The 23,701-nt window shown below is 73.1% G+C and carries 19 protein-coding genes and 1 tRNA gene; 14 read left to right on the top strand and 6 right to left on the bottom strand.

What is annotated here, in order from left to right; all coding sequences use genetic code 11:
- The first annotated feature begins 107 nt into the window (after positions 1 to 107).
- The 7 genes from rsfS to DEI93_RS04295 all read left to right on the top strand — a co-directional run bounded on the left by rsfS (position 108) and on the right by DEI93_RS04295 (position 8,075).
- A complete protein-coding gene (rsfS, locus tag DEI93_RS04265) occupies positions 108 to 476 on the top strand; it encodes a ribosome silencing factor (RefSeq protein ID WP_111011057.1) in 369 nt (122 codons plus the stop codon).
- 69 nt (positions 477 to 545) lie between these two features.
- A tRNA-Ala gene (locus DEI93_RS04270) sits at positions 546 to 621 on the top strand.
- Positions 622 to 725: 104 nt separating this feature from the next.
- Positions 726 to 1,685 (top strand): aldose 1-epimerase family protein, encoded by a 960-nt coding sequence (locus DEI93_RS04275; RefSeq protein WP_181436037.1) that lies wholly within the window; start codon positions 726 to 728, stop codon positions 1,683 to 1,685.
- Positions 1,686 to 1,758: 73 nt separating this feature from the next.
- The gene (locus DEI93_RS04280) at positions 1,759 to 2,091 is read left to right on the top strand and encodes a hypothetical protein (RefSeq protein WP_111011059.1); all 333 of its coding nucleotides are present in this window, start codon (positions 1,759 to 1,761) and stop codon (positions 2,089 to 2,091) included.
- A gap of 190 nt (positions 2,092 to 2,281) precedes the next feature.
- Positions 2,282 to 3,028 (top strand): DnaE2-dependent mutagenesis accessory factor ImuA', encoded by a 747-nt coding sequence (gene imuA' / locus DEI93_RS04285; RefSeq protein WP_181436036.1) that lies wholly within the window; start codon positions 2,282 to 2,284, stop codon positions 3,026 to 3,028.
- Entirely contained in the window at positions 3,025 to 4,638 is a 1,614-nt protein-coding gene (locus tag DEI93_RS04290) for a DNA polymerase Y family protein (RefSeq protein WP_309146675.1), read from the top strand. The genes imuA' and DEI93_RS04290 overlap by 4 nt, the downstream gene beginning before the upstream one ends.
- Positions 4,638 to 8,075: an error-prone DNA polymerase gene (locus tag DEI93_RS04295; RefSeq protein ID WP_111119858.1), complete on the top strand. Its 3,438-nt coding sequence runs from the start codon at positions 4,638 to 4,640 to the stop codon at positions 8,073 to 8,075. Before DEI93_RS04290 ends, DEI93_RS04295 begins: the two co-directional genes overlap by 1 nt.
- Positions 8,076 to 8,113: 38 nt before the next feature.
- On the opposite strand, the gene DEI93_RS04300 is transcribed toward DEI93_RS04295, so the two are convergent.
- Complete coding sequence (locus DEI93_RS04300) at positions 8,114 to 9,541, bottom strand: sensor histidine kinase (RefSeq protein WP_111011060.1); 1,428 nt, start codon at positions 9,539 to 9,541, stop codon at positions 8,114 to 8,116.
- 16 nt (positions 9,542 to 9,557) lie between these two features.
- The gene (locus DEI93_RS04305) at positions 9,558 to 10,235 is read right to left on the bottom strand and encodes a response regulator transcription factor (RefSeq protein WP_111011061.1); all 678 of its coding nucleotides are present in this window, start codon (positions 10,233 to 10,235) and stop codon (positions 9,558 to 9,560) included.
- A 323-nt stretch (positions 10,236 to 10,558) separates the two neighbouring features.
- On the opposite strand from DEI93_RS04305, the gene DEI93_RS04310 reads away from it, so the two are divergent.
- A complete protein-coding gene (locus DEI93_RS04310) occupies positions 10,559 to 10,957 on the top strand; it encodes a hypothetical protein (protein WP_146244485.1) in 399 nt (132 codons plus the stop codon).
- A gap of 21 nt (positions 10,958 to 10,978) precedes the next feature.
- Here the strand turns inward: DEI93_RS04310 and DEI93_RS04315 are convergent, their stop codons facing one another.
- On the bottom strand, positions 10,979 to 12,010 hold the full coding sequence (locus DEI93_RS04315) for an FUSC family protein (RefSeq protein WP_111120671.1): 1,032 nt from the start codon (positions 12,008 to 12,010) through the stop codon (positions 10,979 to 10,981).
- An 82-nt stretch (positions 12,011 to 12,092) separates the two neighbouring features.
- Between DEI93_RS04315 and DEI93_RS04320 the strand changes: the two genes are divergently transcribed.
- Positions 12,093 to 13,325 carry a phosphotransferase enzyme family protein gene (locus DEI93_RS04320; protein WP_111120672.1) on the top strand — a complete coding sequence of 411 codons (1,233 nt, stop codon included), beginning with the start codon at positions 12,093 to 12,095 and terminating at the stop codon, positions 13,323 to 13,325.
- A 386-nt stretch (positions 13,326 to 13,711) separates the two neighbouring features.
- On the top strand, positions 13,712 to 15,841 hold the full coding sequence (locus tag DEI93_RS04325; protein ID WP_111120673.1) for a DEAD/DEAH box helicase: 2,130 nt from the start codon (positions 13,712 to 13,714) through the stop codon (positions 15,839 to 15,841).
- A gap of 149 nt (positions 15,842 to 15,990) precedes the next feature.
- Here the strand turns inward: DEI93_RS04325 and DEI93_RS04330 are convergent, their stop codons facing one another.
- Positions 15,991 to 16,263: a mycoredoxin gene (locus tag DEI93_RS04330; protein WP_111011066.1), complete on the bottom strand. Its 273-nt coding sequence runs from the start codon at positions 16,261 to 16,263 to the stop codon at positions 15,991 to 15,993.
- 124 nt (positions 16,264 to 16,387) lie between these two features.
- Here DEI93_RS04330 and DEI93_RS04335 point away from each other — a divergent pair, with 124 nt between their 5' ends.
- The 3 genes from DEI93_RS04335 to DEI93_RS04345 are packed head-to-tail and all read left to right on the top strand — an operon-like array spanning position 16,388 to position 19,106.
- On the top strand, positions 16,388 to 16,726 hold the full coding sequence (locus DEI93_RS04335) for a PadR family transcriptional regulator (protein WP_111120674.1): 339 nt from the start codon (positions 16,388 to 16,390) through the stop codon (positions 16,724 to 16,726).
- On the top strand, positions 16,723 to 17,595 hold the full coding sequence (locus tag DEI93_RS04340; protein ID WP_181436140.1) for a hypothetical protein: 873 nt from the start codon (positions 16,723 to 16,725) through the stop codon (positions 17,593 to 17,595). The genes DEI93_RS04335 and DEI93_RS04340 overlap by 4 nt, the downstream gene beginning before the upstream one ends.
- Positions 17,592 to 19,106: a CYTH domain-containing protein gene (locus DEI93_RS04345; RefSeq protein WP_146242919.1), complete on the top strand. Its 1,515-nt coding sequence runs from the start codon at positions 17,592 to 17,594 to the stop codon at positions 19,104 to 19,106. Before DEI93_RS04340 ends, DEI93_RS04345 begins: the two co-directional genes overlap by 4 nt.
- Positions 19,107 to 19,205: 99 nt before the next feature.
- Here the strand turns inward: DEI93_RS04345 and DEI93_RS04350 are convergent, their stop codons facing one another.
- Positions 19,206 to 21,344 carry a S9 family peptidase gene (locus DEI93_RS04350; protein WP_111120678.1) on the bottom strand — a complete coding sequence of 713 codons (2,139 nt, stop codon included), beginning with the start codon at positions 21,342 to 21,344 and terminating at the stop codon, positions 19,206 to 19,208.
- Positions 21,345 to 21,444: 100 nt separating this feature from the next.
- On the opposite strand from DEI93_RS04350, the gene DEI93_RS04355 reads away from it, so the two are divergent.
- A complete protein-coding gene (locus DEI93_RS04355) occupies positions 21,445 to 22,653 on the top strand; it encodes an amidohydrolase (protein WP_111011070.1) in 1,209 nt (402 codons plus the stop codon).
- 106 nt (positions 22,654 to 22,759) lie between these two features.
- On the opposite strand, the gene DEI93_RS04360 is transcribed toward DEI93_RS04355, so the two are convergent.
- Positions 22,760 to 23,650: an aminodeoxychorismate lyase gene (locus DEI93_RS04360; RefSeq protein ID WP_111049606.1), complete on the bottom strand. Its 891-nt coding sequence runs from the start codon at positions 23,648 to 23,650 to the stop codon at positions 22,760 to 22,762.
- Positions 23,651 to 23,701 lie beyond the last annotated feature (51 nt).

A 23,701-nucleotide genomic window follows, 5' to 3' on the forward strand; every position in this document is an offset into this window, starting at 1 on the left:
GCTCTCCGCGGGAGCCGAGTCGGGCCTCCAGGCTGGTCCGTGTCGGAGGTGTCGCTTATGATCGACGGCATCGACGCCCACCCGGCGTCGAACGACCGAAGGAATCCGTGACCGCTTCCCCCCGAGCCCTCGAACTCACCCAGATCGCTGCCGCCGCGGCGGACGACAAGCAGGCCGAGGACCTCGTCGCCCTCGACGTGACGGGTCCGCTCCCACTGACCGACGTGTTCCTCCTGGCGAGTGGCCGGAACGAGCGCAACGTCCTCGCCATCGCGGACGAGGTCGAGGACCGCATGCTCCAGGCCGGTGCCAAGCCGCTCCGGCGCGAGGGGCGGAGCGAGGGTCGATGGGTCCTCCTGGACTTCGGCGACGTCGTCGTGCACGTCTTCCACGACGAGGACCGCCAGTACTACTCGCTCGAGCGCCTGTGGTCCGACTGCCCGAGCATCCCGCTCGAGGTCCCCGTCACCCACTGACCGTGGTCTGGCGGCCCTCGCAGATGGTGTAGGCTTGACTGGTTGCTTCCGCACGGGGGCAACCGACCTGGGTCTGTGGCGCAGCTGGTAGCGCACCTGCATGGCATGCAGGGGGTCAGGGGTTCGAGTCCCCTCAGATCCACCATCACGACGAAGGCCCCGCTCCGGTGGGGCCTTCGTCGTCGAGCGGGCCGTCGCTGGTCGCGATCTCGGCCGGCGGTTCGGCGGGACACCGATAGCCTGGTCGGCATGAGCGCATCGCCGCGCACCGCGGACACCTCCAGTCAGCCCCTGTCGGGGACCGAATGCTCGATCAGCGCGGGGCCGTACACGGCCACGATCGCGTCGATCGGGGCGACGCTCCGGAGCCTCCGGTACGACGGCCGTGACCTCGTCGTGCCGTTCGACGCGGACGAGGTCCGTCCGGTGTTCCGCGGCGCCGTGCTCGCGCCGTGGCCCAACCGCGTCGTGGACGGCCGGTACTCGTTCGCGGGGCAGGACCACCTGCTCGCCCTGTCCGAGCCGGAGCGTGGCCACGCGTTGCACGGCCTCGTCGCGTGGGCCGACTTCGCCGTGGCTGAACGGGCCGACGACCGGGTGGTCCTCACCACCACCATCCCCGCGCAGCTCGGGTACCCGTTCCGGGTCGAGGTCGCGGTCACCCACCAGGTCGACGAGCAGGGCCTGCACACGACGATCACGGGGACGAACACCGGCCCCGACGCGGCGCCCTGGGGGACCGGGCCGCACCCGTACCTCGTCGCAGGCCCCGGGCACGTCGACGACTGGACCCTGCACCTGCCGGCGCAGCAGGTGCTCGAGGTGACGCCGGACCGACTGGTCCCGACGGCGTTGTCCCCGGTGGCGGACGTCGACGACGGTGTGTTCGACCTCCGGGTGCCGGAGCGGATCGGCTCGCGGTTCATCGACCATGCCTTCACCGGGTTCGACCGTGACGCGGACGGCACGGCGACCGTGCGGGTGACCGCCGCCGACGGCTCTGGCGTGCGGATGACCTTCGGCCCGGAGTGCCCCTGGGTGCAGGTGCACACCGCGGACCACGTCGTGCCCGAGTACCACCGTGTCGGCCTGGCGGTCGAACCGATGACCTGCGCCCCGGATGCGTTCAATGCCGGAGCCGAGCGGGGCCTCCTGGTCGTCGAACCGGGGGAGTCGGCCACGGCCTCCTGGATGATCACCGCGGTCTGACCGGGCGCGGAGGCGCCACGGCGACTCCGTTGGCGTGTCGTGGACGAGCGACGTACACTGCCGATTCGAACATGTGTTCGATGATCGGGAGGCGGTGGTCGCGGTGCCGGTGCGCGAGGCGCGAGTGGTGCGGGTGGGCACGACGGCGGCTGGCGTGCCCCGAGATCTCCTGTGGGACGGTGTCCGCTACCACGTGACCGACCGGCCGACCCGGTGGCGGGGCCGCCCGGACGAGTGGGACTTCGGACCGGGCGGCGGGGATGACGGTGCCCGCGATGCCCGGAACGACGGGCTTCCCGCGCTGTGGCGGTTCCAGGCCACGCCGCTCGACGCCGACGCGCCGAGCGTCGTCGTCGACGTCATCGGGACTGGTGGGGGCTGGGTGCTCCTCGGCGTCGTCCGGTAGCGGGGCCGTGTCCACCGTCGTGCCGACGACGATCCGGCGTCCACAGCGGATGTCGGACCCGGTTGACATGATCGAACACATGTTCGAACATGGGGCGATGCAGACGGCGGCGGCTCTCCTCGGAGAGCGGGGCGATCGGACACCGGCACCCGGTGCCCATGGTGCACGCGCGGTCCGACAACCGGACCACGTGGCCGAGGCGCGGGCGGCGCTGGAGCGCATCACGAGCCTCCGCTCCCGGATCGCGGACATGGAGGACACGCGGATCGACACCGGTGCGCTCCCGACGTCGCCTGCGCTCGCGCCGCTCCTACCGGGTGGCGCACTCCGGTCGGGGGCGGCCTACAGCGTGCACGAGTCGGTGCTGCTGGCGATGACCATGCTCCAGGCGGCGTCGGCGTCCGGCGCATGGTGCGCCGTGGTCGGTGTGCCGTCCTTCGGGGTCGAGGCCGCCGCGGCCTCCGGGATCGACCTGGAGCGGCTCGTGCTCGTGCCCGACCCGGGCGACCAGTGGCTGACGGTCACCGCGGCGCTGGCCGACGTCGCGACGATCGTGCTGACCCGACCGCTCGGGCGCGTCACCCCGGGCGACGTCGCTCGCCTCGGGGCACGGCTCCGGCAGCGGGGTGCCGCCCTCGTCGCGCTCGGCAGCTGGCCCGGTGCCGAGGCCTCGCTCCGGGTCACCGACTCCTCGTGGCAGGGCATCGGACGCGGGTTCGGGTACCTGTCGGAACGGCGGGCAACGGTCGTGGCGACCACTCGGGCCGGCGCTGGACGCCCACGCAGCGCCGAACTCCTGCTCCCCGCAGCGGACGGGACGGTCCAGCCGTCGGTGTCGGCGACCGCGAGCGGTGATCCGACCGGCACCCGGTCCCCGGTGGTCGTCACGACGGCCGGCGGAGACCGGGGAGCGCGTCCCGTGGCGGTGGCGTCGTGACCGGTGGAACGGTGGCCCTCGGGGCGGGGAGTCCGCCCGTCGAGGCCCCGCCCACCCGCACGATGGTCCTGTGGTGCCCGGACTGGCCCGTCCTCGCCGCTGCGGTGGCGTCCGGGGCGGACCCCGAGCGGCCGATCGCCCTCGTGGCCAAGGGGCTCGTGTACGCCTGTTCCGCGGCCGCTCGTCACGAGGGCGTCCTCCGCGGGCTGCGCATCCGCGAGGCCCAGGCCCGGTGCACGACGCTCGTGGTCCAGCAGTACGACGAGGCCCTCGACCACCGGGCGTTCGAGCCCGTCATCCGTGCGGTCGAGGGTGCCGTGCCCGGCGTGCACGTCCTGCGTCCGGGGACGCTCGCGATCCGCTCCCGGGGGCCGGCCCGCTACTACGGCGGGGAGCACCCGGCAGCGCTGACGCTCGCGGGCATCGCGGCCGACCACGGGGCGCCGGGCGTGCGGGTCGGCATCGCGGACACCCCGTTCGCGGCGGAGCAGGCGGCACGTGCCCGGACACGCGATGTCGAGCGGGTCCGCATCGTCCCCGAGGGTGCGTCGGCGGACTTCCTGGCACCGCTGCCGTTGTCGGTCCTCGGTCGCGACGACCTCGCGATGGTGCTCGGGCGGCTCGGGATCACGACGCTCGGTGCGTTCGCGCAGCTCACGGACGAGCAGGTGCGGGACCGGTTCGGGCCGGAGGGTGCGTTCCTGCACCGGCTCGCCGGAGGCCGTGACCCACGTGCTGTCACCGCCCGCGACGTCCCACCGGACCTGACCGTCGACGCCGCGTTCGAACCCCCGCTCGACCGTGCCGACCAGGTGGCGTTCGCGTTCCGTCGGTCCGCCGACACCTTCGCCGAGCGGCTCCGTGCGGCGGAGCTCGTGGCCACGACGATCCGCATCGAGATCACCGACGACCGTGGCGTCTGCCTCGACCGCACCTGGGCCCATCCGCGGTGGTTCGACCCCGCCGACGTCGTCGACCGCGTGCGGTGGCAGCTGCAGGGCGGTACGGACCCCACCGGGCTCGAGGCCCCCGTCGCCCACGTCCGGCTCGAGGCCGAGGCGGTCGACGCGGTCACGAACCACGAGCGTGGACTCTGGGGTTCCGGGCCGGACGAGCGGGTGCACCACGGCCTCGCCCGGATCCAGGGCATGGTCGGACACGACGGGGTCGTCACGGCACGCATCGCCGGCGGTCGGACCCTGGCGGAGCGCACGCTGTTCGTGCCGTGGGGGGACACCCCGGCAGGGGGCGAGCGCGCGGTCGCGGTCGCCCGTGCACGCCCGTGGCCCGGTCGGTTGCCCGGGCCCGCACCCGCGACGGTCCTCGACCGTCCTCGGCCCGTGGACGTCGTCGCCGCCGACGGCACCCCGGTCGACGTCGACGGGCGCAGCATCCTGACCGGTGAGCCGGACCGGTTCCGCGCCGAGGGGGACCGGGGCGGACGCTTCAGTGCGGTGGTCGCATGGGCGGGGCCATGGCCGCTCGTCGTGCGCTGGTGGGAGGCCGGGGGTCGCCGTCTGCACCGGATGCAGCTCGTCGACGCCGAGGGGCGCGCATGGACCGTCGTCCTGGCGGATGGCCGGTGGTGGGCCGAGGCGGTGGCGACCTGATGGGGTACAACAACCCACCGATCCCGTGGTCGGAGTTCGAGCGTGCGCTGTCGGACAAGCGCAGTCCCGGGGCAGCGCCTCCCGGTGACGGCGGTGACAGCCCGGCGTGGTCGCGCAAACGCGTCCCGTACACACCGGCGCCGGCCTCGATCGTGGACGACGGCCTGACGGTGCCGTACGCGGAGCTGCACGCGCACTCGACCTTCAGCTTCCTCGACGGTGCGAGCCCACCGGAGCACCTGTTCGAGGAAGCCGCACGCCTGCACCTGCACGGCCTCGCACTCACCGACCACGACGGCCTCTACGGGGCGGCGCGGATGGCCGAGGTCGCCGAGACCCACTCCGACATCCGGACGGTGTACGGCGCGGAACTCTCCCTCGGCCTGTCCGAACCGCAGAACGGCGTCGCCGACCCCGAGGGCACACATCTGCTCGTCCTCGCACGCGGGCAAGCGGGCTACCACCGACTGGCCGCCGCCATGACGAGCGCACACCTGTCGCCCGGTGCGGAGAAGGGCCGGCCCCGGTACGACCTCGACGACCTCGCAGAGCGGGCCGGTGACGCCTGGCACGTGCTCACGGGGTGCCGCAAGGGGACCGTCCGCGCCGCCCTCGAGACCGGGGGTGAGGACGCCGCCGAGCGGGCACTGCGGGACCTGCTCGACCGGTTCGGGCGCGAGCACGTCACCGTCGAGCTCATCGACCAGGGCGACCCGATGGACACGGCCCGCAACGACCTCCTGGCCGGACTGGCCGGGCGGTTCCGGTTGCCCGTCGTGGCCACCGGGAACGTGCACTACGCCACCCCGGACCGGTTCCGGGTCGCCACGGCGCTCGCGGCTGTCCGGGCACGCCGCAGCCTCGACGAACTCGACGGCTGGCTCCCCGCCGCCGACACGGCGCACCTGCGGTCCGGGGCCGAGATGAGCCGTCGGTTCGCCCGGTACCCCGGCGCCGTGGCGCGGAGTGTGGAGCTCGCCGACGACCTGTCGTTCCGGTTGCGGAGTGCCGCGCCGGGCCTCCCGGACCTCGACGTGCCCGACGGGCACACGCCCATGTCGTGGCTCCGCGACCTCGTCTGGCAGGGCGCCCGGCGGTTCTACCCGGGCTCGGCCGACGGGGTCGACCCGGTCAAGCGTGACCGCATCGAGCGTGAGCTGCACGTGATACAGGAGAAGGACTTCCCCGGGTACTTCTTGATCGTGCGGGATCTCGTGCAGTACGCGCGCAGTCGGGGGATCCTCTGCCAGGGCCGTGGGTCCGCCGCGAACTCGGCGGTCTGCTACCTGCTCGAGATCACGGCGGTCGACTCGATCCGGTACGGGCTGCCGTTCGAACGGTTCCTCTCGAGCATGCGCGACGAAGAGCCCGACATCGACGTCGACTTCGACTCCGACCGCCGCGAAGAAGTCATCCAGTACGTCTACGCCAAGTACGGCCGGTTCAACGCGGCGCAGGTCGCGAACGTGATCACCTACCGTCCGAAGGCCGCGGTGCGCGACATGGCGAAGGCGCTCGGGCACAGCCCGGGACAGCAGGACGCCTGGTCCAAGCAGGTGGAACGGTGGGGGTCGGTCACCGAGAGCACGGAGCACGACATCCCGGACGAGGTCGTCGGACTCGCGCGCGAGGTCCTCGGGTTCCCCCGGCACCTCGGCATCCACTCGGGCGGCATGGTGCTCACCGACCGACCCGTCGGCGAGGTCGTCCCCATCGAGCACGCCCGCATGGACGGCCGGACGGTCCTGCAGTGGGACAAGGACGACTGCGCCTTCATGGGGCTCGTCAAGTTCGACATGCTCGGCCTCGGCATGCTCGCGGCGCTGCAGTACGCGTTCGACCTCGCGGCCGACCACTGCGGTGAGCGCTGGGACATGCACGACATGCCGAAAGAGGAGCAGGGCGTCTACGACCAGCTGTGCCGGGCCGACACCGTCGGGGTGTTCCAGGTCGAGTCCCGGGCGCAGATGGGCACCCTGCCCCGGTTGTTACCGCGGCGGTTCTACGACCTCGTGATCGAGGTCGCGCTCGTGCGTCCCGGTCCGATCCAGGGCGGCGCCGTCCACCCCTACATCCGGCGGCGGACCGGGGAGGAGCCGATCACCTACCTGCATCCGGCACTCGAACCGGTGCTCGAGCGCACCCTCGGGGTGCCGCTGTTCCAGGAGCAGCTGATGCAGATGGCGATGACCGTGGGCGGGTGCTCGGGCGAGGACGCCGACCAGCTCCGCCGCGCCATGGGGTCGAAGCGGGGGCTGGTCCGGATCGAGGCGCTCCGCGACAAGCTCTACCGCGGCATGGCCTCGAACGGCATCGAGGGCGAGGACGCCGACGCCATCTACGCCAAGATCCAGGCGTTCGCGAACTTCGGCTTCGCGGAGAGCCACTCGATCAGCTTCGCGCTCATCGTCTACGCGAGTGCATGGATGCGGTTGCACTACCCGGGCGCGTTCCTGGCGGCACTGCTCCGGGCGCAGCCGATGGGGTTCTACTCGCCGCAGTCGCTCGTCGCGGACGCCCGACGCCACGGAGTGCAGGTGCGGCGCCCGGACATCCTGCGGTCGGGGGTCGACGCCACGCTCGAGGTCCTCGATCCCGACGCACCGCTCGGCGACGACGGGCTGCCGCCACGGACCGGTTCGGACACCTGCCTGGCCCAGGAACAGGAGCCCGTCCGGCCGTTCGACCGGAGCGCACCGTTCGACACGGACGACCACCGACGCGACGGTGCCTTCGCGGTCCGTCTCGGCCTGGTCGAGGTCACGTCCCTCGGCCGACGCAGTGCGGAGCGGATCGTCGCGGAGCGCGAGGCGAACGGCCCGTTCCGGGACATGTCCGACCTGGCTCGGCGGGTGGGGCTGACCACGGCGCAGCTCGAGGCGCTCGCTGCGGCGGATGCGTTCGCGTCGTTCGACATCGACCGTCGCAGCGGCATGTGGTCGGCTGCGCAGGCCGCGGCGGAACGCCCGGACCAGCTCCCCGACACGCAGGTGGTCGTGCAGCCACCGCTGTTCGGGCAGCTCACCGACGGTGACGCCTTGATCGCGGACATCTGGTCGACGGGGCTGTCACCGGACGACCACCCGATCCGGCACGTGCGGCGGGATCTCGCCCGGCGGCGCGTGCTCAGCGTCGCGGAGCTCATGACGGCCGAGACCGGGCGGCGGATCGAGGTCGGCGGGGTCGTGACGCATCGACAGCGTCCCGCCACGGCGTCCGGGATCACCTTCATGAACGTCGAGGACGAGACCGGCCTCGTGAACGTGATCTGCAGCGTCGGCGTGTGGACACGGTTCCGTCGGGTCGCCCGCGAGGCACCGGCGCTCGTCGTGCGGGGGATCCTCGAGCGGTCACCCGACGGTGTGGTGAACGTCGTCGCGGACCACATGGAACGGTTGCCGCTCGCGGTCCGGACGCGCTCCCGCGACTTCCACTGACCCGGCGGCGAGCAGGGGGAGGGGCGAGCCGGGCGGGGTCAGACCGCGGGGACCCGCACCGTCACCTCGAGGCCGCCGGACCGGACGTTGCGGAGGCTCGCCGTGCCTCCTGCGCGCTCGGCGATGGCGCGGACGATCGCGAGTCCGAGGCCCGAGCCGCCGGGCGAGGGATGCACGGACCGTCGGGCGGCGTCGGGGCGGGTGAAGCGGTCGAACGCGACGGGGACGAACGCGTCCGGGACGCCTGGCCCGTCGTCGGTGACCTGGAGCACGCCCTGCCCTGCCTCCGCACGCCAGGTGACGACGATGCCGCCCCCGGGTTCGAGCGCGGCGACGGCGTTGCCCGCGATGTTCGTGACGAGCTGCGCCATGCCGCTCGTGTCGAGCCGGTAGCGCGGTTCGACGGTGCCGCCGCCGATGCCCGGCCCGGACCCGCCGACGGCGATCGGGGGTTCGAGCTCGAAGTCGACGGTGATGTCCTTGGCACCCGCGATGAGTCGGACGCGGTCGACGGCGGACATGACCTCGTCGCCGAGGTCCGTCCAGCTCGTCGTGCGCGCCACCTCGTCGGCCTGGGCCTCGGTTTCCTCGACGCGGGACAGCGTGAGCAGGTCGTTCGCGAGCCGGGACAGCCGCGCGACGTTCTGCTTGGCGCGGTCGATGTGTCCCGCGAGCGCGTCGGCGTCGCCGGTGTCGAGCGACGCGAGGTCGAGCTGCGTCGTCAGGATCGCCAGCGGGGTCCGGAGTTCGTGGCTCGCGTCCGAGACCATCTGCCGTTCCCGTTCCGTGGCCTGCCGGGTCCGGGCGAGGAACGCGTTGAGCGTCGTCGCGAGCGAGGACAGCTCGTCCTGCGCGGGGCCGACGGGGAGCTCGGCCCGGTCGGTGGTGCCCCGGAGCCGTTCGGCCTCGCGGCGCATCTGGGCGACGGGCCGGAGCGCCACGGTCGCCAGGATCCACGACGCGATCCCGAACGCCACGAGGATCACGAGCCCGAGCACGCCGAGCGTCTCGGTGAGGTCGTCCACGACGATGCGCTCGGACTGCGCGTTGCGGGCGGCGACGACCGTCCACCGGCCGGCGTCGTTCGTGACGTGCTCGACGACAACGCGGTACTCCGAGCGGTCGACGGTGATCGACGAGGTCCGGGCGCTCGCGGTGGACAGGGATCGGATCTCGTGTTCGAAGCTCCGTGGCATGGTCGTCAACTCGAGCTGCCCGGTCGGCGACACGACGGCGACCAGCTGACCGTTGCCGGGACTCCCGAGGTCGGGCGAGCTGTCGACCTCGAGCGCGGCGATGTAGGGGTCCGCGTCGGCGACGAGCAGGGTCGTGGTGGCGCTCGCGACGACGGAGATCACCTGGAGCCGGACGACGACGACGAGCAGGACGATGACGATGGCCGCGATCGCGGTGCTGCCGATGGTGATCCGTGCGCGGAGCGACAGCAGACGGAGCGGCCGGAACACGGCGGGGAGGACCGGTTCAGGCCCCGACGCTGTCGAGGCGGTACCCGCGACCGCGCACGGTCGTGATGGCGACCGACGCGTCGTGCGCGGAGAGCTTCTTGCGGAGGTACGAGATGTACTGCTCGACGACGTTCGGGTCGACGTGCTGGCTGCCGTCCCAGACCTCCTCGAGGATCTTGGGCCGGTCCACCACGCTCCCGGCGGAGCGGGCGAGCAGCCGGAGGAGCGCGAACTCGGTCGGGCTCATCGCCACGCGTTGGCCCTGAACGACGACGCGTCGTGCCTCGGAGTCGATGGCGACGTCGGCGACCTCGATGGTCCGAGGTGCGCCAGCCACCTCGCGCCGGCCGAGGGCCCGCAGGCGCGCGGTGAGCTCGGCGAACGCGAACGGCTTCGTGAGGTAGTCGTCGGCACCGGAGTCGAGGCCGTACACGCGGTCGTCGACGGCGTCCCGCGCGGTGACGAGGAGGATCCGCATCGGGTCCTCGCGCTCGCGGATGCGGCGGCTCAGCTCGAAGCCGGACATGCCGGGCATCATGACGTCGACCACGGCGAGGTCGTACGCCTGCTCGCCGAGCGCGATGAGCGCCTCCACGCCGTTCTCGACGGCGGTGACCCGGTAGCCCTCGGCCGCGAGTCCCCGTTCGAGGAGCGCGCGCATCTCGTCGTCGTCCTCCACCACCAGCAGCCGCATGTCCTGACCTCCTCGGGCCATGGTGGCACTCCGCGCTGCGGGGCGTGCGGCGTTCCCCGTGGTGTCGCTGAATCTCGTCACAGCGTCGGTGCGGGCCGCCGCGCCGGTGGACGGCCGGGAGGCCCGATCCGCGTCCGCCACGTCCACTCCGCGCATCGTCGGGCGACCACTCCGCACATCCTCGGGCACACATCGCGCACGCAGCGTCCGCACGTTGCTACGCTGCGGCGACGACGTGCGCTCGGCGCCGTCGACGTCGCACCCCGGGGTGCGACGGGGGGAGCGGGAGACGGGGGGCCGTGGTGACGGGGGACGAAGCGTCGGTGGGGCCGACGGAGGACGAGCGTGTCGACGACCGGTTCGCCGGCGACCGACTCGTGGACGACGGGTGGGGGGAGCCCCTCCACCCGGCGGTCCGCCGATTACGACTCGAACTGCGCGCGGCGTGGCGGGTGATGACGGGGCTCCAGGAACTCGCGGCGCCGCACCGGGCGCGGGCGCTCGCGGACCTGCGGGCGGGCCTCCCGGACGTCGCGGGCCGAGCGGGGCGCGCCGACGCGGTCGCGGCGCTCGCGGAGATCCGGGTGGCGGCGCGCCATCGCACCGACCCGGTGGCCGACGCGGCCGTCGGGGATGCGTGGGACGAGCTCATCCGCACGGCGCTCGCCGCGGCGACCGCGACGGCGACCTGCTCGGAGCGGTGCGCGGACCCGCTGCGCTGACCGGGCCGTCGCGGCGTCGGGTCAGGCCCCCTCGCCGAGGAGTTCCTCGCGCACGCGGCGGATGTCCTCGAGCAACGACCCGATGAGGATCCTGTGGTCCTCGTTCGGCCGGAGCACGACGACCGGGGCGGTGAGCGTCGGCGAGGCGGGATCCTCGGCGATCGGCCGCTGATCGGCAGCGGCGAAGGCCCGGACCTCGGCGGCGATCCGTGCGACCTCGGTGGCGATGCGGCCGATCGCGCGGTCCTCGACGAGGTCGGGCGCGACGTTGTCCCGGATCGCCCGGGTCATCCCGATCACGCGGGTGACGATCACGGCGAGCTGCCCGGCGATCTCCATGTCGCGCTCGAGGATCGTCCGATGGCGCCCGCCGCGCGGGTTCATCGTCAGGCTCTCCCGCGCGGCGGCCAGCGCGGCGTCGGAGCGGGCCTGCGCCTGCCGCAGCGTCCGCGCGGTGGCGAGGTCGGCCTCCCACCCGGTGCGGTCCCGGCCCTCGGTGAGTCCCACGGCGATGCGCTCGAACGCCGATGCGGTGTCCCGCGCGAGACGGCCGACCGCCAGGTGCGCGGGCTGGAGCAGCACAGGCGGCACGATGAGCGCGTTCACGGCGAGGGCGACGAGGGCGCCGATGACGGTCTCGATGATCCGGTCGACGGCGTAGTGCGGCGTGGTCGCGCCGGTCGACAGGACGAGCATCGCGCTGATCGGGATCTGCGTCGACGAACCGGGCGTGAGCCGGAGCGTCCACGCCAGGAGGATCGCCAGGACGATCACGAGCAGTACGATCCACGTGTTGTCACCGAGCAGCAGGTGGAGCGCGGTGGCGAGCAGCACGCCGAGCACCACTCCGGCGCTGCGTTCCAGGCCGCGGACGAACGACTGGTTGACGCTCGGCTGCACGACGAGCAGCGCGGCGATCGCGGCGAAGATCGGGTACTCCGAGTCGAGCAGCGCCGTGCAGAGCACCCAGGCGGCGATCGTGGCGACCGCGGTCTTGACAACCTGCAGGAACGGCGTCCGCGTCGCCTGACGGAGACGCGCGACGGGGTTCACGGTCCGAGGCTACCGAGCGCCGCTCCCGGCGTATCGATGCGGGACACGGTTGACTGGGCGCGTGTGGCCCGACCATGATCGCGTGCTCCCCGAGGCGTTCGCCGGCTCGGGGACGACGGTGCTGTCCGCGCGCGCACACTCGGTCGAGCCGTCGGGCAACGGCTACCTGTACGGCTACGAGGTCGACACCGTCGACGCCGCCGGGGCACGGGCGACGGTGCTCACCTACGTCGACACGGGCGGCGGCCACGACCAGCACTCGGCCGTCGTGCTCGACCCCGTGACCGGCGACGCCGTGTCGGTGTGGGCCTACCCGAACGACCCGGGCCTCCCGGTGTTGCCGCACGTGACCTACCGGGACGCGGTGGCGGAGCTGTTGGCCGCCGCGGGCATGCCCGTCACCGCACCGACGCTCACGGTCGCGGCGTACCGACCCGGCAAACGCGCGGTGGTCCGCGTCGACTCGCCCCAGGGCACGGTGTTCCTCAAGGTCGTGCGACCACACCGCGTCACCCCGATCGTCCGGACGCACGAGCAGTTCGTGGCGGCCGGACTCCCGGTGCCGCGCGTGCTGTCGTCCCGCGGTGACGGTCTGCTGGTGCTCGAGCGCGTCCGAGGCGTCCCCGCGGGCAGTCGCATCCTCGAGATCGCGGACGATCCCCGGTTCATCGCGTCGCTCGCCGCACTGACCGGCCGGATCGCCACGGTCCGGCTGACGCAGCAGGCGCGTGCGGACGCGATGGACCACGCGGACTGGCACCGGCGCACACTCGTGTCCGCGCTGCCGGGGGAGGCCGAGGAGATCGACCGACTGTACGACGCGATCGGGCGGCGCTCGATCGGGTGGTCGACGTCCGACCGTCAGGTGGTGCACGGTGACCTGCACCTCGAGCAGATCTTCGTCGACGAGCAGGAGCCGTGGCGGATCTCCGGCCTGCTCGACATCGACACCGCCGGGTGGGGGCACCCGGTCCGGGACGTCGGCGCCGTCGTCGCACACCTCGTCGTCACGGGCCTCTGGCACCGGTCGCGCGGGGACGCCGACCGGGGCGCCGCCGCCGAACGGCTCGCCGACGCGATCGCGCGGGACTGGGTGCGACGCAACCCGGACGGCGCCGAGCGCATCGGACCCGCCATCGGCTCGCAACTCCTCGCTCACGCGGGTGGCCAGGCGACGACCGGGTCGGCGAACGGGATCGCGACGGCGGAGCAGCTCCTCGCCGCGACCCGTGCGGCGCTCACCGCACCGGCGGCGACGCTGCCCGCCCCGGGGCCCGGTCTGCGGCCACGGTCCGCACCCGGTCGCGGGTCCTGAGGCGGGGCCTCCCGGGGCTCCCACATGGTGCGCGGGAGGTGCGGTGCACTAGACTGGCTGCGCACGCGCCGTGCGCCGCACGCCGTCCCGATTCCGGGGGCGGCCCACCCGGTTCCGGGGGCGGTCACGTGTCCCGGCCCCCCGGAGTCGGGACGCGACGGCGGTGACCCGACATCCGTGCGGCGTCGCGAGCGTGTGACAGTTCATGGAGGGGCACCCACCCGGTCTCCTGATCGGTACCGGCCCGGCGCGTCGAACAGGCTCGCCCCGGGCCACGTCCGGTCGTGTCGCACGGGTGTCCGGAACGACGGCCGCGCGCGGTCCGTCACGAGACGTACCGGCGGACACCGTCGGGGACTCCCGTCGATCGGGAGACAGGAGGAGCGTTGGCTCGATCAGGCATCAGGCGAGCGGCCGGCGGCGTGCGGTCCGCACCCCGTCGCACGCGACCCGTCGACAACGAGGGGCTCATCCCCGTGCTCGCCCGCGCCGTGCGCGAGGTCGAGGCTGCGGCCCAGCGTGGGGCGCTTCGCCCCTCGAACCGCACGAAGTTCCAGGCCGTCGCACAGCTGATGCGCGAGGAGCGCGCCCGCGTCAAGGCGGACGCCGACCTGACCGACGCGCAGCGCGCCGAACAGCTCAAGCGGCTCGACGGCGTCGCCACCATCCTCGCCAAGACCGCGGCCCGCGACACGAGCGTCATCCAGCTCCTCGCCGAGGACGCCCCCGTCTCCGAGTCGACGCGGACCGTCAAGCGGGACATGATGATCGCCGCGGGCATGGAGCTCGCGCCCGAGGAGCTCGTCATCGCCGCCGAGCCGACCTCGCCGGTCGAGGCCCCGGAGCGGGCCGTCGTGCCGCAGCAGGTCGTCGCCCGGCAGCTGGCGAACCCGTTCCTCCCGCCGGACTTCTCGCTCGCCGAGGCCCCCGTCGCGCACCCGCGGCGCCTCGCGAACTGGGAGCTGTTCGGCCCGCTGTTCAAGTCGTTCGAGTACGGCGCGGGCGGGGGTGTGGCGTCGATGCCGCTCCCGGAGCCCACGACCCTGCGGACCCCCGCGGGTGCCGAGCTCATGAAGCACCAGGCGGAGCTGGTCGCGTCGGCGGCGCAGGGGCACCGCACGTTCCTGCTCGCCGACGAGCCGGGCCTCGGCAAGACGGCGCAGTCGCTTCTCGCCGCGGACGCCGCGAACGCGTTCCCGCTCCTCGTCGTGGTCCCGAACGTCGTCAAGACGAACTGGATGCGCGAGGCCCAGCGGTGGGTGCCGAACCGATCCGTCACGGTGCTGCACGGGGACGGCGAGGACATGGACGGCTTCGCGGACGTCATCGTCGTCAACTACGAGATCCTCGACCGCCACGTGGGCTGGCTCGGCGCGCTCGGGTTCCGGGGCATGGTGGTCGACGAGGCGCACTTCATCAAGAACAAGGAGTCCCAGCGCTCCCGGTTCGTGCTGCAGCTCGCCGAGCGCATCCGCGAGCGCATGGCCCGGCCGCTCCTCATGGCGCTCACCGGCACCCCGCTCATCAACAGCGTCGAGGACTTCCGGACGATCTGGCAGTTCCTCGGCTGGATCGACGACAAGAAGCCCCGCGCCGAACTCATGAACGCCCTCGAGGACATCGGGCTGACCCCGGCCGAGCCCGGCTTCTTCGTGGAGGCCCGTCGCGCCGTCATCGAGATGGGGATCGTCCGACGCCGCAAGGTCGACGTCGCGGCGGACATCCCCGCGCGCCGGATCGCGGACATCCCCGTCGAACTCGACGACGAGGTCGGCCGGTCGATCCGCGACGCCGAGCGCGAGCTGACCGTGAAGCTCGTCGCCCGCTACCACCAGGCGCTCGCCGCCCGCACCGGCCAGGCCCCGGTCGAGGGCATCGACCACAAGCTCGTCCGCCAGGTCGCGCGGTGGGAGCTCGAGGACCAGGACGCCACGACGACCGGCGAGAACGTGTTCTCGATGGTCCGGCGCATCGGTCGGGCCAAGGCCCAGCTCGCGGCGGACTACGCGGCGCAGCTCGCGTCGAACGTCGGCAAGGTCGTGTTCTTCGCCAAGCACCTCGACGTCATGGACCAGGCGGAAGAGGTCTTCGCGCGCCGTGGCCTGCGGACCGCGACCGTCCGCGGCGAGCAGTCGACGGCGCAGCGCACGGCCGAGATCGACGCCTTCGTCAACGACCCGGACGTGGCGGTGATCGTCTGCTCGCTCACCGCGGCCGGCGTCGGCCTCAACCTGCAGGTCGCGTCGAACGTCGTCCTCGCGGAGCTGTCGTGGACGAGCGCCGAGCAGACGCAGGCGATCGACCGCGTGCACCGCATCGGACAAGAGGAGCCCGTCACGGCGTGGCGGATCATCGCGGCCCAGACGATCGACACGAAGATCGCCGAGCTCATCGACAGGAAGGCCGGGCTCGCCGCGCGGGCGCTCGACGGCTCGGACGAGGAGCTCGTCGACTCGGGCGACATCCAGCTCGACGCGATGGCGGCCATGCTCACGGACGCGCTCGAGGGGCGCTGACCCCGTCGCCGGCCGCCCGCGGTCGACGCGCCCGGCGCGCGAACGGCCCCGGTGACCACTGGTCACCGGGGCCGTTCCCGTGGGGATGGATCAGGTCGCGCGTCCCCGCGGCGCACGCGTCCACGCGCGGCCGCCGACGAGGGCGGTGCTCAGATGCGGGACTGCACCTCGGCCAGCGAGGGGTTCGTCGCCGTCGAGCCGTCCGGGAACACGAGGGTCGGGACGGTCTGGTTCCCGCCGTTCACCGCGGCCACGAGCTCGGCCGTGCCGGGGGTCTCCTCGATGTTGACCTCGGTGTACGTGACACCGGCGCGGTCCATCTGGGTCTTCAGTCGCTTGCAGTAGCCGCACCAGCCGGTCGTGAACATCGTGACGGTGCCGGCGGCGGGGACGAACGCGTCCTTCGAGATCGTGTCACTCATGATGCCGACGGTAACCGGCGTGCCTGCGCGGGTATTCCTGCCGGACGCCGCCCGGCCCTCCCGGTCGGCCCGCCGGACAGCAGGACCGGTTGACACACCTATTCGACATAGGTAGGTTCGGTCCATGGAACCACTCCAGCGCGTCACCGCACCGACGCTCGACGTCCTCCAGGCCCTGCTCGCCCAGGAGGAGCCACTCTGGGGCCTCGTGCTCATCAAGACCACGGGGCGCCCGTCCGGCACGGTCTACCCGATCCTGGAGCGGCTCGAGCGCCAGGGCTGGATCACCGGGTCATGGGATGACGACCCGGACCGATCCGGCCCGCGTCGCCGCCGCTACGCGTTCACGGGGGAGGGCCGGGTCGCCGCCCGCGACCTCGTCGCGTCCGCCGACGAGCACCGGGCACGCGCCGCCGCGCGACCGTCACGGCGCACCGCGCCCGGCCGGACGGTGGCCCCGTGAGCGGCCCCCGATCGTCGGCGGCTCGACACAGCGCCGAGGGCGCGTCGACCGCGCCGCACCCGCTCGCGCGAGCGGTCGTCGACCTCGCCGTCGCACTCTCGCCCGCCGACCACCGACCGGTCCGCATGGAGCAGTGGCACGCGGACCTCCGCGACGCCGCCGACCTCGACCTGCCCCGCGCCGGCCTGGCGTTCGGGGCGCTCACCACGGCGCTGTTCCACCGCCGCGCCGTCCACCGATCGACCTGGGGGGAATCCATGTCCGCACTGTCGGGGCGCGCCGCGCCGCGCACCATCCGCACGTCCTCGGCGCTCGTCGCCTTCGCCATCTGCTCGATGCTCGTCGGAGCCGGGCTGTCCGCCATGGGATCGCGCTACGACGGATGGGACTGGATCCGGGTCCTCACGGTCGTCGTCGTGGCCCTCCTCGTCGTCGTCCCGGCGCTCGCGGCCATCGGTGCCCTGCTGCTGACGGACGCGTCGACCCGCGGCCGCCGGCTCGCCGGTGTCGGGTTCGTCGTGCTCGGCGCGGCCGGACTCGCGGCCCTCGTCCTGACGTCGACGCCCGGACCCGCTTGGGCGTGGCTCGGTGGGTCGGCGGTCGCCGTGGCTGCCGGCCGCCTCGTGCTCCGCTGCAGGTCCGCGACGGACTGGTGGCTCCTCGGCATGCCCGTGATCGCGACGGCGCTCGGTTGGACGTTGACCGAGGTCTGGAGCCTCGCGACCGTCGTGCCCTACACGGCGCTGTTCCTCGTCATGCTCCTGGCCTATGTCGTCCCCTTCCTCGGGAGCATCGCGGCGGCCGTCCTCGCCGGCCGTCTCGACGACGCTCGGGCCACCGGCGGCGGGCTGGTAGACAAGGAGGTGTGAGCGACACGCACCTCGAGATCGAACGCACCTACGACCTGGCCCCGGAGGCCGAGTTGCCGGACCTGATCGGGGTCGGCGGGATCCTCCGCACCGAGCGGCAGGAGCCGTTCGAGCTCGACGCCACGTACTGGGACACCGAGCGCTTCGACCTGGTGGCCGCACACGTGACGGTCCGCCGCCGCACGGGAGGCCCCGACGCCGGCTGGCACATCAAACGCGCGGCCTCGGACACGGTCCGGCACGAACAGCACTTCCCGCTCACCGAGGACACCGACACCGTGCCCGACGCGGTGCTCGCGGCGCTGTTCGCCGAGCGCCGGGGGCGGGCGCTGCGCCCCGTGGTGCGGATCCGGACGGAACGGGCCGTGACGCGCCTCCTGGACGAGGACGGCGACCAGGTCGCCGAGCTCGCGGACGACCACGTCAGCGCCTTCCGGCTCGACCCCGACGCGCCGACCGGGCCGCGGACGTGGCGCGAGGTCGAGGTCGAGGCGGTCGAGGGCGTCGACGAGCAGGTGGCGCAGACGCTGTTCGACGGCCTCGACGCGCGGTTCGCCGAGCGTGGTGCGCAGCCGGCGGCCGTCTCCTCGAAGCTCGCCCGTGGCCTCGCGGGCGTCGACGCCCCGCGCCTCCGCACCACGGACAAGCCGGCCAAGGGCTCCGCCGCGCGCGTCCTCCGCAAGCGCGTCGCGCGACTGCGCTCGTCGCTCGCCCGCCGGGAGGCCCGGCTCCGGTCCGGCGACACCGCCGACCTCCGCGGACTGGCCACCACGTCGCTCGGCCTGGCGGCGGTGCTCGGCGCCTACCGCGCCGCCTTCGCCGACGCGGACCTCACCGACCGCGCGGTGGCCGCCGCGGAGACGCTCGCCGACGTCGTGAGCCGTGCGGCGTCGGCCGAGTACCTCGTCGGCGACCTCCACCGGGCCGGGACGCCGGCGCAGGACGCACTCGTCGACACCCTGGCGCGCGAACGGCTCCTCGCGGCGACCCGTGAGCGTCGCGACGAGGCGGTGCGCGACACCCTCCGGTTCCTGCACACGCCGGAGTACCTCGACCTGCTCGACCTGCTCGACGACGCCGTGGAGCGACCCGAGCCGACCGCCTGGGCGCTCCGGACCCCGAAGCGGGTGGCGCAGGACGTCACGGCCGCCGAGAAGCCCGTCGTGCGCGAGCTCGTGCGCGCCGCGGTCGGTGACGACCCGGCGGACGAGACCGGCGACCGCGAGGCGACCGAACGCGCGTGGCTGGCCACGATGCGGATGCGGATCGCGATGGACGTCCTCGGGGACGAGGCCTTCCCGCATGCACTCGGCCGCCGGATCACCGTCGCGGCGGACGTCCTCACCGAGCGGGCGCAGTCCCTGCACGCGCTCGAGGAGCTCCGGCACGTCGCCGGCATCGCGACGCGCGCGGGGGAGGACACCTTCGGCTACGGCGTGCTCGCGGGCGACCGCGTGCGTCGTGCCGAGGAGTCCTACGACGACGCGGTGCAGGCCCTCTCGCGCGTCTGACCCAGCCCGTCACCCTCTCCCGCGGAATCGCAGTCGTTGCCGCTCAGGACGCTCCCGGAACGGCAACGACTGCGATCTCGCGGGTCGGGGATCGCGCCGTCAGGACCGCGGTCCGGCCTCGGCCAGACCGAGCACGTCGAGCAGCCACGCCAGCTCGAAGGCCCGCTCGCGCCAGGAGTCGTAGCGCCCGCTCACCCCGCCGTGTCCCGCCGCCATCTCGGTCTTGAGCAGCACCGGCGCACCGACCTCGCGCAGGCGCGCCGTCCACTTGGCGGGCTCGACGTACAGCACCCGGGTGTCGTTGATCGACGTGACCGCCAGGATCCGCGGGTAGGTGACGTCGTCGCGGACGTTCTCGTACGGCGTGTACTCGCTCATGTACCGGTAGACCTCGGGGTCGTGCAGGGGATCGCCCCACTCGTCCCACTCGATCACCGTGAGCGGCAGGTCCGGGTCGAGGATGCTCGTCAGCGCGTCGACGAACGGGACCGCCGCCAGGATCCCCGCGAACCGGTCCGGTGCGATGTTCGCGACGGCGCCCATGAGCAGCCCGCCGGCGCTGCCGCCTTCGGCGACGATGCGGTCCGGCGTGGTGCGGCCGGTCGCGATCAGGTGGTCGGCGACCGCCACGAAGTCGGTGAACGTGTTCTTCTTGGTCAGGGTCTTGCCCTGCTCGTACCAGTGCCGGCCCATCTCGCCGCCCCCGCGGACGTGCGCGACCGCGAACACGACGCCGCGGTCGAGCAGCGACAGCCGCATGACGCTGAAACCGGGGTCGATGCTGTGCTCGTACGAGCCGTAGCCGTACAGGTGGACGGGAGCGGGCCTCCCGGCCGCCACCGCGTCGCGGCGCCACACGAGCGAGACGGGCACGCGCGTGCCGTCCGGTGCGGTCGCCCACTGGCGTTCCTGCACGTAGTCCTCGGAGCGGTAGCCGCCGAGCACCGGCTGGCGCTTCCGCACCGTGATCGCGCCCGACGCGAGGTCGAGGTCGCCGACCGTCGACGGGGTCACGAACGACGTGAACGTCAGGCGCAGGGTGGGCTGGTCCCACTCGGGGTTGCCGCCGAAGCCCGCCGAGAACAGCTCCTCGTCGAACGGGACCTCGTGCGCGTCGCCGTACCCGTCGCCCTCGATCGGCACGATCGCGACGCGGGGGAGCGCCTCGGACCGGTACTCGACCGCGAGGTGGTGGGCGAACGCGTCCACCGACTCGATGCGGCGCTCCGGGTCGTGCGCGATGACCACGCGGCGGTCGCTCGTCGACGTCGGGTCGTCCGCGGGCACGTCGACGAGCTCGAAGTTCTCGGCGCCGTCGTTGTGCAGGACGAGCAGCCGGTCACTCCCGCCGACGACCGCGTGCTCGACGTCGTACTCGACGCCCTCGCGACGCGGCCAGACGACGTGGAACTCGCCCGTCGGGTCCGCCGCGTCGAGCAGGTGGACCTCGGACGTGATCTTCGACCCGAGCTCGATCACGATGTACTGCGACGACCGGGTGACGCCGACGCCGACCCAGTAGCGGTCGTCGGGCTCCTGGAACACGGCGACGTCCTCGCCGGTCCCGCCGACCTCGTGCCGCCAGATGGTGTCCGGACGCCACGACTCGTCGACGGTGGGGTAGAACACGTACCGGCCCGACGGGTCGAACGCGGCACCGGCACCCGTGCCCTCGATGACGTCCGGCAGGTCCGCACCGCTCGTGAGGTCGCGCACGTGCAGCGTGTACCGCTCGTCGCCGGCCGTGTCGATGCCGTAGACCAGGCGCTCGCCGTCGTCGCTGACGTCGTACGTGCCGAGCGCGAAGAAGTCGTGCCCCGCGGCGAGCAGGTTGCCGTCGAGCACCACCTGCTCGCCCGGCACCTCGGCGCCCGCCTCGACCTCGGGCGGGGTCCAGTCGTCCTCGTCGGTGATCGGCGCGCGGCAGTGGACGCCGTACTGGCTGCCCTCGCTCGTGCGCGTGAAGTACCAGAACCGGCCCATCCGCACCGGCACGCTGAGGTCGGTCTCCTGCACCCGGGCACGGATCTCGTCGAACAGCCGGTCGCGCAGCGGGGCGAGGTGCGCGGTCGCCGCGTCGGTGTACGCGTTCTCGGCTTCGAGGTACGCGAGCGTCTCCGGGGACTCCTTGTCACGGAGCCACTCGTAGTCGTCCACGAACCGGACCCCGTGGTGGGTCCGGGTGACCGGGTGCTTCGCGGCGATGGGAGGGGTGGTCGAGGACGCGTCGGAGCTCACCGGCCCAGCCTAGGACGCGCTCCGGCGGTGCACCTGGACGGTCCGGGAGGCCCGGTGCTGGTGACCGAGATCGCATCCGCCGGTCGGTAGCGTGGTCCGCATGAGCAAACGATCCTTCGTCATCACCGGTGCCCACGTCGTCCCCGTCGTCGGGGACGAGTTCGACGGCGGCGCGGTCGTCGTCGAGGACGGACGCATCACCGCGGCGGGCCCGGACGTCGCCGTGCCCGAGGGACTGCCGGTCGTCGACGCGGCGGGCACGTGGCTCGTGCCGGGCTTCGTCGAGGCGCACGGCCACGTCGGCATCCACGAGGAGGCCAACGGCGTCGCGGGCAACGACACGAACGAGATGACCGGCCCGAACATGGCCGCCGTCCGCGCGATCGACGCGATCGACATCGACGACGAGGGCTTCCGGGACGCGCTGTCCGGCGGCGTCACCGCGATCGTGGTCAAGCCGGGCTCGGGCAACCCCATCGGTGGCCAGACCGTCGCGATCAAGAGCTGGGGCGGCCGGACGATCGACGAGCAGCTCATCTCGGACAGTGTCAGCGTCAAGAGCGCGCTCGGCGAGAACCCGAAGCGCGTGTACGGGGCGAAGGACCAGACACCGTCGACCCGCCTCGGGGTCGCGAAGGTGATCCGCGAGGCCTTCGTCGCCGCCGACCACTACCGCACCGCCCGTGCGGCCGCCGCGGGGAAGGGCGAGCCGTTCGAACGCGACCTCACCAAGGAGACGCTCGCGCGCGTCCTCGACGGGGAGCTCGCCTGGGACCAGCACACGCACCGCCACGACGACATCGCCACCGCGATCCGCCTGTCCGAGGAGTTCGGTTACCGGCTCGTCGTCAACCACGGCACCGAGGGGCACAAGCTCGCGGGTCTCCTCGCCGAGAAGGACATTCCCGTCGTGTACGGCCCGCTGTTCACGAGTCGCTCGAAGGTGGAGCTCCGGGACCGCGCGATCACGAACCTCGCCGAGATCGCGGCGGCCGGGGTCCGGGTCGCGATCACGACGGACGCGCCCGTCGTGCCGATCAACATGCTCGTGCTGCAGGCGACGATGGCGGTCAAGGAAGGCCTGCCCCGGCAGACGGCGCTCGAGGCGCTGACGACGAACCCGGCGACGTTCCTCGGCTTCGGCGACCGCGTCGGTCAGATCACACCCGGCTACGACGCCGACCTCGTGCTCTGGTCGGGCGACCCGCTCGACGCGACCTCGCGGGCGCTCCGCGTCTTCATCGACGGCGCCGAGGTCTACACGTGGGACGCGGAGGCGCACCGCGGGGTGACCGTGCCGCGGTTCTGACCCCCGACCGCCCGCCGCGGCGCCGGTCGGGAGGCCCGGATCGCGACCGCCGGGCCGGGCGCGGCTCGGGCCTCCCGGCCGTCCGCCGGGTCACGGCGTCCGGCGCCTACGCGGTGCGGTCGAGCAGGAACGTGTTCATCGCGGCGGTGAGCTCGAGGTCCATGTCGCGCACGTCGCCGTTGACGGAACGGATCGGGGCAGCGAGCCGGGAGCTCGACACGAGCCACAGTGCGTCGGCGGCACGGAGGTCGTCGAGCGTCACGAGCTCGTACGAGGTCGCGATCCCGCGGTCCTCGGCGAAGGTGAAGACGTCCGCCTGCGTCGTCCCCGCGAGGATGCCGATGTCGGTCCGGGGCGTGACGAGGTCGTCGCCGCGTCGGAGCAGGAGCGTCGAGCGCGGGCCCTCGAGGACGTAGCCGTCGGTCGAGACGAACAGGGCGTCGTCGGCCCCGCGGCGAGCCGCCTCACGCAGGGCGGCCATGTTCACGGCGTACGACAGGGTCTTGGCGCCCTGGAGCAGCCAGGGACTCGTGCGGGCGACGTCGTGGCGGTACCCGCGGTCGAGCGTGACGACGGCGATGCCCTGCTCGCGGGGCATGGTGTACTCCTCGGCCGGGGCCGCGTACACGTAGCCCGTCGGTCGGCCGTCGCCCTCGACGCCGCGGGACATCACGGTCTTGCAGTAGGCCTCGCGGACCGGATCGAGCTCCGCGACGACGGCCTCGACCGCGCGGCGCCAGACGTCGAGGTCGGGTGCGGGCAGGTCGAGCATCGCGGCCGAGCGGGCGAGACGGTCGAGGTGTGCCTCGAGTGCCTGCGGTCGACCGTCCGTGACGTTCAGGGTCTCGAACACGCCGTCACCGCGGACCAAGCCGAGGTCGAGCACCTGGACGTGCGGCTCGATCGGACCCTCGAAGGTGAACGCGTCGGCGCCGGGGTCGTGCGCCTCGGCGTGCTGGGAGGGACGGTTCAGGATCGCGAGGACGGTTTCGGTCATGCGGTCAGTCAAGCGCATCCGCTGCCGGTCCCCGGGCCTGGTCCGCGGGTG

Origin of the sequence: Curtobacterium sp. MCBD17_035 (assembly GCF_003234815.2) — a bacterium.
In the GTDB taxonomy this organism is placed as follows: Bacteria; Actinomycetota; Actinomycetes; order Actinomycetales; family Microbacteriaceae; genus Curtobacterium.